Source organism: Pseudomonas sp. 65/3-MNA-CIBAN-0223 (assembly GCF_040310425.1).
GTDB lineage: Bacteria > Pseudomonadota > Gammaproteobacteria > Pseudomonadales > Pseudomonadaceae > Aquipseudomonas > Aquipseudomonas gregormendelii.
Window position 1 is genome coordinate 1 of record NZ_JBEOPV010000036.1, and the last position, 13422, is coordinate 13422.

Here is a 13422-nt window from a genome sequence, read left to right on the forward strand (position 1 = left end):
GCCAGCCTTACTGACTTTCAGACCCTAGTCGCCAGCAGGCTGGCTCCCACATTGATCCGAATCGATCACAAACCCTGTGGGAGCCAGCCTGCTGGCGATGGCGTCCCGTGGAACGCCACTAATAATCAATGCAGACGCTTGCGGCACATCAACTGCGCCATCTTCGCGGTGTCCGGACGCTCGACAATGCCCTTCTCGGTCACGATCGCATCGATCAGGTCCGCAGGCGTCACGTCAAACACCGGGTTGAACGCATCGACATCCGCGCCGACCCGCTTGCCGCCGACTTCCAGCAACTCGCGCCCGTCACGCTCCTCGATCGGAATGTCGTCGCCGCTCGCCAGTTGCATGTCGATGGTCGAACTCGGCGCCACCACCATGAAGCGTACGCCGTGGTGCATGGCATTGACCGCCAGCTGATAGGTGCCGATCTTGTTCGCCACATCGCCATTGGCCGTGATCCGGTCAGCGCCGACGATGACCCAGGTAATGCCTTTGGTCTTCATGATATGCGCTGCCGCGGAGTCGGCGTTGACCGTCACCGGGATGCCTTCATTTGCCAGCTCCCAGGCCGTCAGCCGTGAACCCTGCAGCCACGGCCGGGTTTCGTCGGCATAAACGCGCTCGACCATGCCTTCGATGAACGCGCCGCGAATCACCCCCAGCGCCGTGCCGAACCCGCCAGTGGCCAGCGCGCCGGTGTTGCAATGGGTGAGGATCGCCTGGGCGTTACCCTGGTGCTTGCGGATCAGGTCCACGCCCAGTTGTGCCATGGTCAGGTTGGCTTCGCGATCACTTTCGTGAATGGCAATGGCTTCAGCTTCCAGCGCCGCCAGCGGGTCAGCCTGACTCTTCACGCGATCAAGCCGATCATGCATGCGCCCCAGGGCCCAGAACAGGTTGACCGCAGTAGGTCGAGAGTCGGCCAGCAGGGCAAAATCCTCTTCCAGCGCCGCATACCAGTCGCCGCCTTGGGCAACACGGGCGCGCGCCGCCAGCACGATGCCATAGGCCGCACTGATGCCAATCGCCGGAGCGCCACGCACCACCATAGAGCGAATAGCCTCGGCGACACCGGCGGCATCGGTATAGGCGATCCAGGTTTCCTCGAACGGCAGAACACGCTGATCCAGCAGGTACAGGGCGCCATCGCGCCAATCGATGGCCTTCACTTTCTCCGCAGCCAACAGTCGATCGCGCATTATTCACCCCGCACTCAGAAACAAAGCCGCCGATTATAGCGATCCCCCCGCCAAGACGCTCGGGTATACTTCGCCATCCTTTACAAAAGCCCTGGAACCGATCCTCGATGCCGAACACTGCCGCTGCGCTCGACCTGTTGTTGCTGCCGACCTGGCTGGTACCCGTCGAACCCGCTGGCGTAGTCCTCAAGGAGCACGCCATCGGCATCCGCGACGGGCGCATCGTATTTATCGGCCCACGCAGCGCGGCATTGAAGCTTGAGGCCCGCGAAGTACGGGAATTGCCGGACATGCTGCTCAGCCCGGGCCTGATCAATGCCCACGGCCATGCGGCCATGACGCTGTTCCGTGGCCTGGCCGATGACCTGCCCCTGATGACCTGGCTGGAAAACCACATCTGGCCCGCCGAAGCCAAGTGGGTCGATGAAGAATTCGTGCGTGACGGCACCGACCTGGCAATCGCCGAACAGATCAAAGGCGGCATCACCTGCTTCTCTGACATGTACTTCTTCCCCAAGGTTGCCAGCGAGCGCGTGCACAACAGCGGTATTCGAGCGCAAATCGCGATTCCGATCCTCGACTTCCCCATTCCCGGCGCCAGCACGGCGGACGAAGCCATTCGTCAGGGCGTGGAGCTGTTTGGCGATCTCAAGCACCATGAGCGCATCAGGATCACCTTCGGCCCCCATGCACCCTACACGGTGGGCGACGAAAACCTGGAGAAAATCCGCGTGATCGCCGAAGAGCTGGATGCCTCCATTCACATGCACGTGCATGAGACAGCTTTTGAAGTGCAGCAGTCGGTAGAACAGCGCGGCGAACGCCCGCTGGCCCGGCTCGCTCGCCTGGGACTGTTGGGGCCGCGCTTCCAGGCGGTGCACATGACCCAGATCAGCGATGAAGACCTGCAACTGCTGGTAGAAAGCAATACCAACGTTATCCACTGCCCGGAGTCGAACCTCAAGCTGGCCAGCGGATTCTGCCCGGTGGAGCGTTTATGGCAGGCCGGGGTCAATGTAGCCGTGGGTACCGATGGTGCCGCCAGCAACAATGACCTGGATCTGCTCGGCGAAACCCGCACCGCTGCGTTGCTGGCCAAGGCCGTCGCCGGCTCGGCCACCGCCCTGGATGCCCATCGCGCGCTGCGCATGGCCACGCTCAACGGCGCCCGGGCGCTGGGGATCGATGCCGAAGTGGGTTCGCTGGAAGTCGGCAAGGCGGCGGACATCGTGGCGTTCGATCTGTCCGGGCTGGCGCAACAACCCGTGTATGACCCGGTTTCGCAGCTTATATATGCCACCGGTCGCGACTGCGTGAAACACCTGTGGGTCGCCGGCAAGCAATTGCTCGACGACCGTCGCCTGACCCGCCTTGACGAAGAGCACCTGTGTGCCACCGCCAAGGCCTGGGGCCAGCGCATCAGCGGCCGCACCGAATCGTAAGCCCCCCGGAACAGATTCCGGGGCAACAGGATTTTTCAAGTTTTAGAGGATTGAACCATGAGCAACGTCGACTACGCCGAAATCGCCAAATTCGAAGCCCTGGCCCATCGCTGGTGGGACCGCGAGAGCGAGTTCAAGCCGCTGCACGATATCAACCCGCTGCGGGTCAACTGGATTGACGAACGCGTCAACCTGGCCGGCAAGAAAGTCCTCGACGTCGGTTGCGGCGGCGGCATTCTCAGTGAGGCCATGGCCCAGCGCGGCGCGACAGTCATGGGCATCGACATGGGCGAAGCCCCGCTGGCGGTCGCTCAATTGCACCAGCTGGAATCGGGTGTCACCGTCGAATACCGGCAGATCACTGCCGAAGCCCTGGCCGAAGAAATGCCCGAGCAGTTCGACGTCGTTACCTGCCTGGAAATGCTCGAGCACGTACCGGATCCGTCCTCGGTGATCCGCGCCTGCTACCGCATGGTCAAGCCCGGCGGCCAGGTGTTCTTCTCCACCATCAACCGCAATCCCAAGGCCTACCTGTTCGCCATCGTCGGCGCCGAATACATCATGAAGCTGCTGCCTCGCGGCACCCATGACTTCAAGAAATTCATTCGCCCCTCGGAACTGGGTGCCTGGAGCCGCATGGCCGGCCTGACGGTCAAGGACATCATCGGCCTGACCTACAACCCGCTGACCAAGCACTACAAACTGGCTTCCGACGTGGACGTCAACTACATGATCCAGACCCTGCGCGAGGAGTAAGCCGATGCGTATCAGAGCGGTCCTTTTCGACATGGATGGCACGCTGCTCGACACCGCGCCGGACTTCATTGCCATTTGCCAGGCCATGCTCGCCGAGCGCGGCCTGCCGGCCATCAATGACAAGTACATCCGCGACGAAATCTCCGGTGGCGCCAAGGCGATGGTCGCAGCGACCTTTACCATGGACCCGGAGGCGCCCGGCTTCGAAGCGCTGCGCCTGGAATTCCTCGAGCGCTACCTCAAGGGATGTGCGGTGCACAGCAAGCTGTTCGACGGCATGGGCGAACTGCTGGACGACATCGAGAAAGCCAACCTGATCTGGGGCGTGGTCACCAACAAACCGGTGCGCTTCGCCGAGCCGATCATGCAGCAACTGGGCCTGGCCGAGCGTTCGGCACTGCTGATCTGCCCGGATCATGTGAAGAACAGCAAGCCGGACCCGGAGCCGTTGATCCTTGCGTGCAAGATGCTCGACCTGGACCCGGCCAGCGTGCTGTTCGTGGGCGATGACCTGCGCGATATCGAGTCCGGCCGTGATGCCGGGACCCGCACTGCGGCGGTCACCTACGGCTACATTCATCCGGACGATAACCCGCGGCACTGGGGGGCGGATGTGGTGGTGGATCATCCGCTGGAGTTGCGCAAGGTGCTTGATAGCGCTTTGTGTAGTTGCTGATTAAAGTCAAAAGATCGCAGCCTTCGGCAGCTCCTACGCCGACCACTGTAGGAGCTGCCGCAGGCTGCGATCTTTTGGGCTCGCTAATGGTTTTTGTTCGAGGTTCTCATGTTTGATTATTCCGCCCGCCCCGACCTGCTCAACGGCCGGGTCATCCTGGTCACCGGTGCCGGCCGTGGCATCGGCGCTGCCGCAGCCAAGACCTACGCCGCTCACGGCGCCACCGTATTGCTGCTGGGCAAGACCGAAGCCAATCTGACCCAGGTCTACGACGAGATCGAAGCCGCTGGCCACCCGCAACCGGCCGTCATCCCGTTCAACCTCGAAACCGCCCTGCCCCATCAATACGATGAACTGGCGGCGATGATCGAAACCGAGTTCGGCCACCTCGACGGCCTGCTGCACAACGCCTCGATCATTGGCCCGCGTACGCCGATCGAACAGCTGTCGGGCGAAAACTTCATGCGCGTCATGCAAGTCAACGTCAATGCCATGTTCATGCTCACCAGCACCCTGCTGCCGCTGCTCAAGCTGTCCCAGGACGCCTCGGTGGTGTTCACCTCCAGCAGCGTCGGGCGCAAGGGCCGGGCGTACTGGGGCGCTTACGGTGTGTCCAAGTTCGCCACCGAAGGCCTGATGCAAACGCTGGCCGACGAGGTCGATACCGTTGCGCCGGTGCGCTCCAACAGCATCAACCCGGGCGCGACCCGCACCAGCATGCGCGCCCAGGCTTACCCCGGGGAAAATCCGCTGAACAACCCGACTCCCGAGGAGATCATGCCGGTCTATCTGTACCTGATGGGCCCGGACAGTTCCGGGGTCAACGGTCAGGCTTTTAACGCCCAGTAATACCGCACGTCGCCTTCGTGCCGCGCCGGCTTTTCGCCGCGGCACCTGTCAGGCGACGCAACTGAGCCTTATTTAAGTCAAACATCCGTCACCGATTCCTGACCAAACGCCTTAGCCAGCAAACAACTTATTGATTTAAAATAACTTTTATTCAAATGAACCGAATGGCATGAGTTTCGCTCTAACTTTGCTCAGACACGCGAGTGATAGCAGATAGGGGCAGGGCTCCAGTCGATAGGTTACTAATCGTCGGCAAAGCGGACTAGACTTGGCACAGATGTCCTACGGGACTGACGGATCAGTATGACGCGCAGCCCACAAGCCGCTCTCACCCAGCTTGTAAGACAGTCTTACTGCTCAGGGGCGCATGCAATATGAAATCACCTTCCCAGACCAACGCAATTGACTTCGACAGTGCCAAATTGCAACGCCTGGGCTTTGGTCAACAGCCCCGGATTCTGGAAAGGCCCATCAGTCTTGCGCAAGTACGCCAGCAGCTGGTGTTGCAACTGCAAACCAGCCTGGAGCCACAGCGCATACTCGGGCTCTTCTTCCGCGAGATCCAGCGACTCGTGCCACTCGACGCCTTGAGCTACCAGCACAAGGCCAGCGACCTGCGCCTGGAATTCGGCCAGCGCGGCCACCACTCCATCAGCTACAGCCTGAGCCATGAGGGCGAACATCTGGGCGAGCTGACGTTCCGCCGCAATCAGCGCTTCACCGAACAGGAGCAGGGCAACCTCGAATCACTGTTGTCTGCACTGCTGTTTCCGATGCGCAACGCCCTGCTCTACCGAGTGGCCACGCAGAGCGCCTTGCGCGATCCACTGACGGACACCGGCAACCGTGTCGCCATGGACCAGACGCTGCAGCGGGAAATCGACATGTCGCGCCGGCATTTGCAGCCGCTGTCGCTATTGATGCTGGACATCGACCACTTCAAGTGCATCAACGACACTCATGGGCACAGCGCGGGTGATGAAGTGCTCAAGGCCGTTGCTGCCTCGATCAAGGGCCAGTTGCGCAATGTGGACATGGTGTTCCGCTATGGCGGCGAGGAGTTTCTGATCCTGCTGTCCAACACCGGCCGTGAAGCGGCGGCCATGGTCGGCGAGCGCCTGCGTTTTGCCACCCAGACCAGGGAGTACCTGGCGGACGGTAAATCCATTGAATTGACGGTGAGCCTTGGCTGTTCGACCTTGCTGCCCGGCGAATCGGCCGAGAGCCTGTTGCGCCGGGCCGATAGCGCGCTGTACGTGGCCAAGCGCGAAGGCCGTAACCGGCTGGCCATGGCCGGCTGAGTTCGCTTGCGGGCACGCTGATCATGCGGCCCGCGGCGACTGTTTCAGCGCACTGCACCACGCAGCTCGCCCACCAGGTTCTGCAGCTTGGCCGGCTCGGCGTCCTCGACGGGCACTGCGGCCCCGGCCACCAGGGTCACCCTCGACCACAATCGACGAAATAATCCCTTGCCCGGATCGCGGCTGAAGAAACTTCCCCATAACCCCTGCAACGCCAGCGGAATCACCGGCACCGGTGTTTCTTCGAGAATGCGCGTCAAACCGCCCCTGAACTCGTTGATTTCGCCATCGACGGTCAGCTTGCCTTCCGGAAAGATGCACACCAGTTCACCCTCCTTGAGGTATTGAGCAATGCGCGTGAAGGCCTTCTCGTAGATCTGGATATCTTCCTGGCGCCCGGCGATCGGGATCGTCCCGGCTGTGCGAAAGATGAAATTGAGCACCGGCAGGTTGTAGATCTTGTAGTACATCACAAAGCGAATCGGCCGGCGCACCGCCCCGCCAATCAGCAAGGCGTCAACAAAGGATACGTGGTTGCACACCAGCAATGCCGCGCCTTCATCAGGAATCTGCTCCAGGTTGCGATGCTCGACGCGGTACATGGAATGGCTGAGCAGCCAGATCATGAAGCGCATGCTGAACTCGGGAACAATGCTGAAGATGTAGGCATTGACGCCGATGTTGAGCAGCGACACCACCAGGAACAGCTGCGGGATCGACAGCTCGACCATGCTCAGCAGAACGATCGAGACAATCGCCGAGACCACCATGAACAGCGCGTTGAGGATGTTGTTGGCAGCGATGACCCGCGCCCGCTCGTTCTCCGGCGTGCGCGACTGGATCAGCGCGTACAGCGGAACGATGTAAAAACCGCCAAATACGCCGAGTCCCAGGATGTCGATCAACACCAGCCAGGTATGGGCGAACCCCAGCACTTCAAGCCAGCTGTGGCCCGTGACGCTGTCCGGAATCCCGCCGGAATGCCACCACAGCAACAGTCCGAACACCGTCAGGCCAAACGAGCCGAATGGCACCAGACCGATCTCGACTTTGCGCCCCGAGAGCTTCTCGCACAGCATCGAGCCCAGCGCGATACCCACCGAAAACACCGTCAGGATCAACGTCACTACGGTCTCGTCGCCGTGCATCCATTCCTTGGCGTAAGCCGGGATCTGCGTCAGGTAGATCGCACCGACAAACCAGAACCACGAGTTGCCGACGATCGAACGCGACACCGCCGGAGTCTGCCCCAGGCCCAGTTTCAAGGTCGCCCAGGACTGGCTGAAGATGTTCCAGTTCAGGCGCATCTGCGGAGATGACGCGGCGGCACGCGGAATGCTGCGACTGGCGAGGTAGCCGAGCACGGCCACGCCGATGATAGCGGTGGAAACAATCGGTGCGTAATGACTGGACGACATCATGATGCCGGCGCCGATGGTGCCCGCGAGAATCGCCAGGAAGGTGCCCATTTCCACTAGCCCGTTGCCGCCCACCAGCTCCTCATCGCGCAAGGCCTGGGGCAGGATCGAGTATTTCACCGGACCAAACAGCGCGGAGTGAGTGCCCATGGCAAACAGCGCCAGCAGCATCAACCACAGGTGGTCGAACATGAAACCCACCGCGCCGACCGCCATGATGGCGATTTCCCCGAGCTTGATCAGGCGGATCAGCGTGTCCTTGGCAAACTTCTCGCCGAACTGACCGGCCAGCGCCGAGAACAGGAAAAACGGCAGGATAAACAGCAACGCACACAGATTGACCCAGATCGAGCGATCGCCATCGATGGTCAACTTGTACAGGATGGCGAGGATCAGTGACTGCTTGAATATGTTGTCGTTGAATGCCCCGAGGGACTGTGTCACGAAAAACGGCAGGAAACGCCGGGTGCGCAGCAAAGTGAACTGTGAGGGATGACTCATCTTCCGTGTGTCCCCGTGATGATTTTGGGTAATGAGTGGCGTCTAAACCAGTGCATACAGTACTTGGAATGACAAATCCTGCTTCAGGCCACAAATTACCTGTGTTCGCCGTTTATTTCCTTAAACCTGCAATGCAAGGTGAGACGAACAGCTCGCCGCGCCACGCGCCTTGCACCGTGCGTTTACCGACGATCAGCCACATCACCGCGAGCATGGCCACCAGCAGGCAGCCGAACAGGCTGAAGAACATCAGGCTCAGGACGTTGGCCAGTTTCAAGGTGGCCAGGGCATACACGCCGAGGGGAAAGGTAAAGCCCCACCAGCCCAGGTTGAATGGAATGCCCGCACGCAGGTAGCGCACCGTGATCAGCAGCGCAATCAGCATCCACCACAGGCCGAACCCCCACAGCGTGATCCCGGCGATCAGGCCCAGGCCAGCGGCTATTTCACCGATGCCGCCCATTGCATTGGCCGCGAAGATCGCCGGCGCATCGCCGCCCAGCAGCAACATGCCGAGCGCACCGGTACCAATGGGGCCCAGCGCCAGCCAGCTCGAAGCGGCCATGTTTTCGTGAGGCAGTTTATGCAGGGCCATGCGCAGCATCAGGATGGTCAGGATGCTGAAGGCCACTGGCAGGGAGAAGGCCCAGAGTACGTAGCTGGTCACCAGCACCACCAGCTGCGAATGTGCGTCGGCCAGGTGCGGCGCGAGCAAGCCACCACTGGCCGCGGCCACTTCCGCCGCGACCACCGGCAACAGCCAGACGGCGGTCATCTGGTCGATGCTGTGCTCTTGCCGGGTGAACATCATGTAGGGAATCAACACCCCACACGCCAGCGCCATCGCCACGTCCAGCCACCACAGCGCCTCGGCCAGTTGAATCACGCCCTCACCCCTGCGCGGCAGGCCGAACACCAGGAAGCCGTTGATGATGGTCGCCAGGCCCATGGGGATGGTGCCGAAGAACATCGATACCGTGGAATGCCCGAAGATGCGCCGCGCCTCGTGAAAAAACCATGTCCAGCGCGCCGCGTACAGTACGGTGAACAACGCGAACAAACCGATATTGAACAGCCACAGCGCTTCGGCCGCAGCGCGCAGGCCCGGCACGTTAAATGGCAGCTGAGCCAGCGCCAGGGCCAATACACCGGTGCCCATGGTGGCGGCGAACCAGTTCGGCGTGAACTGGCGAACGACTTCGCGGGGGTGCTGCAACTGAGTGAAGGGCTTGAGGGTGGTGCATGTCATGGCGAACTCCTGTCCTCTGGTGAGGTGGAATTCATGGTAGATCCGAATCGAATATCTATATAACGGGTAATATCTCTAACTGTTATCTGTTTTGCAGATATAGACCATAGCGGTTACCGGACCTCGCTACACACTTTCACTGGCCGCTGGCGCACCAGCGTAAACAACGCCCCCCAGCGCCAGGACTATCAATACCGCACCATAGCCGTCGGTGGAGGCCACCAGGCCAAAGGTGCGAGTCAGGCTGCCGGCCAGCAACGCTGGCAGGCAGAACGCCAGATAGCTGAGCGCATAGAACGCCGACATCAAACCGGCCCGCTCGTGGGGCAAGGCCAGCGGTACGAGGCTGCGCACCGCGCCAAGAAACCCCGCCAAGCCACGACCTTGGTCGACACTGACTAACCCCTTGCATCGTGCGAGACTGTCTGACCGGGATGGAGTCCCGGATGTCTTTGCCCTGGAGTTCTCATGTCGCTGTCCAGCGGGCTGATCGCCGCCGTCGCCCTGGCCTATATGGCCATCATGTTTGCCATCGCCTTCTACGGCGACCGTCGCGCCACGCCGCTGCCGCCGCGGGTGCGTGCGTGGGTCTATAGCCTGTCGCTGGCGGTGTATTGCACCAGCTGGACGTTCTTCGGCGCCGTGGGCCAGGCCGCCGAACAGCTCTGGTCATTCCTGCCGATCTACCTCGGGCCGATTCTGCTGCTGGTGTGCGCGCCGTGGGTGCTGCAGAAAATGGTGATGATCAGCAAGCAGGAGAACATCACCTCCATTGCCGACTTCATCGCCGCGCGTTATGGCAAATCCCAATCCTTGGCGGTAGTGGTGGCGTTGATCTGCCTGGTCGGGGTATTGCCCTACATCGCCCTGCAGCTCAAGGGCATCGTGCTCGGCGTAAACCTGCTGATCGGCGCCGGTGCCGACGCGATGGGCGTGCGGGCCCAGGACACGGCACTGATCGTGTCACTGGTGCTGGCACTGTTCACCATTGTGTTCGGCACTCGCAACCTCGACGCCACCGAACACCACCGCGGCATGGTGCTGGCCATTGCCTTTGAATCGCTGGTCAAGCTGTTCGCCTTCCTCGCGGTGGGTGCGTTCGTGACTTATGGTTTGTACGACGGTTTCGAAGACCTGTTTGACCAGGCCATGCTGGCCCCGCGCCTGGAGCAGTACTGGAAGGAGACGATCAACTGGCCATCGATGATCGTGCAGACCGGGGTGGCGATGATGGCGATCATCTGCCTGCCCCGGCAATTCCACGTGACCGTAGTGGAAAACATCGACCCGCAGGATCTGCGCCTGGCCAAGTGGGTGTTTCCGGCCTATCTGGCCCTGGCCGCGCTGTTTGTCGTGCCGATCGCCCTGGCCGGGCAGATGCTGTTGCCCAGCTCGGTGCTGCCGGATTCGTTCGTCATCAGCCTGCCGCTGGCCCAGGCCCACCCTGCCCTGGCGCTGCTGGCGTTTATTGGCGGTGCCTCCGCGGCGACAGGTATGGTGATCGTGGCGAGTGTCGCGCTGTCGACCATGGTTTCCAACGACATGCTGTTGCCATGGTTGCTGCGGCGCAACAATGCAGAGCGCCCGTTCGAAGTGTTCCGCCAGTGGATGCTGTCGGTGCGCCGGGTCAGCATTGTGGTGATCCTGCTGCTGGCGTACGTCAGCTATCGCCTGCTGGGCTCCACCGCGAGCCTGGCGACCATCGGCCAGATCGCTTTTGCCGCCGTAACCCAACTGGCCCCCGCCATGCTGGGCGCACTTTACTGGAAGCAGGCCAACCGCCGCGGCGTTTTCGCCGGCCTGGCCGCCGGGACCTTTCTCTGGTTCTACACCCTGGTGCTGCCGATTGCGGCGCACAGCCTGGGCTGGTCGCTGAGCACCTTCCCCGGCCTGGGCTGGCTGCAGAGCAATCCGCTGAATCTGCCCATTACCCCACTGACTCAAGGGGTGGTGCTGTCGCTGGTGGGCAACTTCACGCTATTCGCCTGGGTCTCGGTACTGTCGCGCACACGGGTGTCCGAACACTGGCAGGCCGGTCGATTCATTGGCCAGGAAATCAGCGCCCGGCCAAGCGCTCGCTCGATGCTGGCGGTGCAGATCGACGACCTGCTGCAGCTCGCTGCACGCTTTGTCGGTGAGGAACGTGCCCGCCAGAGTTTCATCCGCTTCGCCTATCGCCAGGGCAAAGGCTTCAACCCGAACCAGAATGCCGACGGCGAGTGGATCGCCCACACCGAGCGCTTGCTGGCGGGCGTCCTGGGTGCCTCGTCTACTCGCGCAGTGGTGAAAGCGGCGATCGAAGGCCGCGAGATGCAACTCGAGGATGTCGTCCGAATCGCCGACGAAGCCTCCGAAGTCCTGCAATTCAACCGTGCGTTGCTGCAAGGCGCGATCGAAAACATCACCCAGGGTATCAGCGTGGTCGACCAGTCGCTGAAGCTGGTGGCGTGGAACCGGCGCTACCTCGAACTGTTCAACTACCCGGATGGCCTGATCAGCGTCGGCCGGCCGATTGCCGACATCATTCGGCACAACGCCGAGCGCGGCCTGTGTGGCCCGGGCGAAGCGGAAGTGCACGTCGCCCGCCGCCTGCACTGGATGCGCCAGGGCCGCGCCCACACGTCCGAGCGGCTGTTTCCGAATGGCCGGGTGATCGAGCTGATCGGCAACCCGATGCCCGGCGGCGGCTTCGTCATGAGTTTCACCGACATCACCGCGTTCCGTGAGGCCGAACAGGCGCTGACCGAAGCCAATGAAGGCCTGGAACGCCGGGTGACCGAACGCACCCACGAACTGTCGCAACTCAACGTCGCCCTCACCGAGGCCAAAGGTACCGCCGAGTCTGCCAATCAGTCCAAGACCCGCTTCCTCGCGGCGGTCAGTCACGACCTGATGCAGCCGCTGAACGCCGCCCGACTGTTCTCCGCCGCCCTCTCCCATCAGGACGACGGCCTGTCCAGCGAAGCACAAAAACTGGTACAGCACCTGGACACCTCGTTGCGCTCTGCCGAAGACCTGATCAGCGACTTGCTGGACATTTCCCGCCTGGAAAACGGCAAGATCAACCCCGATTCGAAGCCGTTCGAGCTCAATGAGCTGTTCGATGTGCTGGGTGCGGAGTTCAAGGCGCTCGCCAGGGACCAGGGCCTGAAATTCCGCGTGCGCGGCAGCAAGTTGCGGGTCGAAAGCGACATCAAATTGCTGCGGCGCATTTTGCAGAATTTCCTTACCAACGCTTTCCGTTACGCCAAAGGCCCGGTGCTGCTGGGCGTCCGGCGACGCCAGGGCGAGGTGTGGCTGGAGGTCTGGGATCGCGGGCCGGGCATTGCCGAGGACAAGCAGAAGGTCATTTTCGAAGAATTCAAACGCCTCGACAGTCATCAGACTCGCGCCGAGAAAGGCCTGGGCCTGGGCCTGGCGATTGCCGACGGCCTGTGTCGGGTTTTAGGCCATCGCCTGCAAGTCCGCTCACGGCCCGGGCGTGGCAGTGTGTTCAGCGTGTGCGTGCCTTTGGCCCGGGCGCAGGCGGCGTTGCCGGTCAAGACTGCCGAGCTCAACGGCAAATTGTTGAGTGGTGCCCAGGTGCTCTGCGTCGACAACGAGGACAGTATCCTTATCGGCATGAACAGCCTGCTGACTCGCTGGGGCTGCCAGGTGTGGACTGCGCGCAATCGCGATGAGTGCGCGGCCCTGCTCAGCGAGGGGATGCGCCCGCAACTGGCGCTGGTCGATTACCACCTGGACGACGGCGAAACCGGCACCGAATTGATGGCCTGGCTACGCACTCGCCTGGGTGAGCCTGTGCCGGGGGTGGTGATCAGTGCCGATGGTCGGCCGGAGATGGTCGCCCAGGTGCATGCGGCAGGGCTTGGTTACCTGGCCAAACCGGTTAAGCCGGCGGCGCTGAGGGCGTTGTTGAGCAAGCATTTGCCGCTTTAAAAAGATCGCAGCCTTCGGCAGCTCCTACAGGGCTGTACACCATCCGATGTAGGAGCTGCCGAAGGCTCGGGCCGCGTTCGGACGATCTT

At 61.8% G+C, this 13422-nt stretch carries 9 protein-coding genes and 1 pseudogene; 6 read left to right on the forward strand and 4 right to left on the reverse strand.

Annotation, left to right across the window (positions count from 1 at the left end):
- Positions 1-125 precede the first annotated feature (125 nt).
- Positions 126-1202 carry an S-methyl-5-thioribose-1-phosphate isomerase gene (gene mtnA, locus AAEZ09_RS27000; protein ID WP_122838021.1) on the reverse strand — a complete coding sequence of 359 codons (1077 nt, stop codon included), beginning with the start codon at positions 1200-1202 and terminating at the stop codon, positions 126-128.
- Positions 1203-1309: 107 nt separating this feature from the next.
- Between mtnA and AAEZ09_RS27005 the strand changes: the two genes are divergently transcribed.
- The 5 genes from AAEZ09_RS27005 to AAEZ09_RS27025 all read left to right on the forward strand — a co-directional run bounded on the left by AAEZ09_RS27005 (position 1310) and on the right by AAEZ09_RS27025 (position 6226).
- Entirely contained in the window at positions 1310-2644 is a 1335-nt protein-coding gene (locus AAEZ09_RS27005) for a TRZ/ATZ family hydrolase (protein WP_045060586.1), read from the forward strand.
- Positions 2645-2701: 57 nt separating this feature from the next.
- Positions 2702-3400: a bifunctional 2-polyprenyl-6-hydroxyphenol methylase/3-demethylubiquinol 3-O-methyltransferase UbiG gene (gene ubiG, locus AAEZ09_RS27010; RefSeq protein WP_045060585.1), complete on the forward strand. Its 699-nt coding sequence runs from the start codon at positions 2702-2704 to the stop codon at positions 3398-3400.
- Positions 3401-3404: 4 nt separating this feature from the next.
- Complete coding sequence (gene mupP, locus AAEZ09_RS27015) at positions 3405-4076, forward strand: N-acetylmuramic acid 6-phosphate phosphatase MupP (protein WP_350601444.1); 672 nt, start codon at positions 3405-3407, stop codon at positions 4074-4076.
- 108 nt (positions 4077-4184) lie between these two features.
- A complete protein-coding gene (locus AAEZ09_RS27020) occupies positions 4185-4925 on the forward strand; it encodes a YciK family oxidoreductase (RefSeq protein ID WP_266018519.1) in 741 nt (246 codons plus the stop codon).
- Between the two features lie 374 nt (positions 4926-5299).
- Positions 5300-6226: a GGDEF domain-containing protein gene (locus tag AAEZ09_RS27025; RefSeq protein WP_045060582.1), complete on the forward strand. Its 927-nt coding sequence runs from the start codon at positions 5300-5302 to the stop codon at positions 6224-6226.
- 44 nt (positions 6227-6270) lie between these two features.
- On the opposite strand, the gene AAEZ09_RS27030 is transcribed toward AAEZ09_RS27025, so the two are convergent.
- The 3 genes and pseudogenes from AAEZ09_RS27030 to AAEZ09_RS27040 form a co-directional block, all read right to left on the reverse strand.
- A complete protein-coding gene (locus AAEZ09_RS27030; RefSeq protein ID WP_350601446.1) occupies positions 6271-8145 on the reverse strand; it encodes an MFS transporter in 1875 nt (624 codons plus the stop codon).
- Between the two features lie 112 nt (positions 8146-8257).
- On the reverse strand, positions 8258-9394 hold the full coding sequence (locus AAEZ09_RS27035) for a TDT family transporter (protein ID WP_350601447.1): 1137 nt from the start codon (positions 9392-9394) through the stop codon (positions 8258-8260).
- Positions 9395-9507: 113 nt separating this feature from the next.
- Positions 9508-9766, reverse strand: a pseudogene (locus tag AAEZ09_RS27040) (MFS transporter); the annotation flags it as partial.
- A 96-nt stretch (positions 9767-9862) separates the two neighbouring features.
- On the opposite strand from AAEZ09_RS27040, the gene AAEZ09_RS27045 reads away from it, so the two are divergent.
- Positions 9863-13333, forward strand: a complete 3471-nt coding sequence (locus AAEZ09_RS27045) for a hybrid sensor histidine kinase/response regulator (RefSeq protein WP_045060577.1) — start codon at positions 9863-9865, stop codon at positions 13331-13333.
- Positions 13334-13422: the final 89 nt, after the last annotated feature.

Excerpts from the sequence above, each read along its gene's own strand:
- mtnA (WP_122838021.1), bottom strand. The coding sequence starts at position 1,202 with ATGCGCGATCGACTGTTGGCTGCGGAGAAAGTGAAGGCCATCGATTGG.
- AAEZ09_RS27005 (WP_045060586.1), top strand. The coding sequence starts at position 1,310 with ATGCCGAACACTGCCGCTGCGCTCGACCTGTTGTTGCTGCCGACCTGG.
- ubiG (WP_045060585.1), top strand. The coding sequence starts at position 2,702 with ATGAGCAACGTCGACTACGCCGAAATCGCCAAATTCGAAGCCCTGGCC.
- mupP (WP_350601444.1), top strand. The coding sequence starts at position 3,405 with ATGCGTATCAGAGCGGTCCTTTTCGACATGGATGGCACGCTGCTCGAC.
- AAEZ09_RS27020 (WP_266018519.1), top strand. The coding sequence starts at position 4,185 with ATGTTTGATTATTCCGCCCGCCCCGACCTGCTCAACGGCCGGGTCATC.
- AAEZ09_RS27025 (WP_045060582.1), top strand. The coding sequence starts at position 5,300 with ATGAAATCACCTTCCCAGACCAACGCAATTGACTTCGACAGTGCCAAA.
- AAEZ09_RS27030 (WP_350601446.1), bottom strand. The coding sequence starts at position 8,145 with ATGAGTCATCCCTCACAGTTCACTTTGCTGCGCACCCGGCGTTTCCTG.
- AAEZ09_RS27035 (WP_350601447.1), bottom strand. The coding sequence starts at position 9,394 with ATGACATGCACCACCCTCAAGCCCTTCACTCAGTTGCAGCACCCCCGC.
- AAEZ09_RS27045 (WP_045060577.1), top strand. The coding sequence starts at position 9,863 with ATGTCGCTGTCCAGCGGGCTGATCGCCGCCGTCGCCCTGGCCTATATG.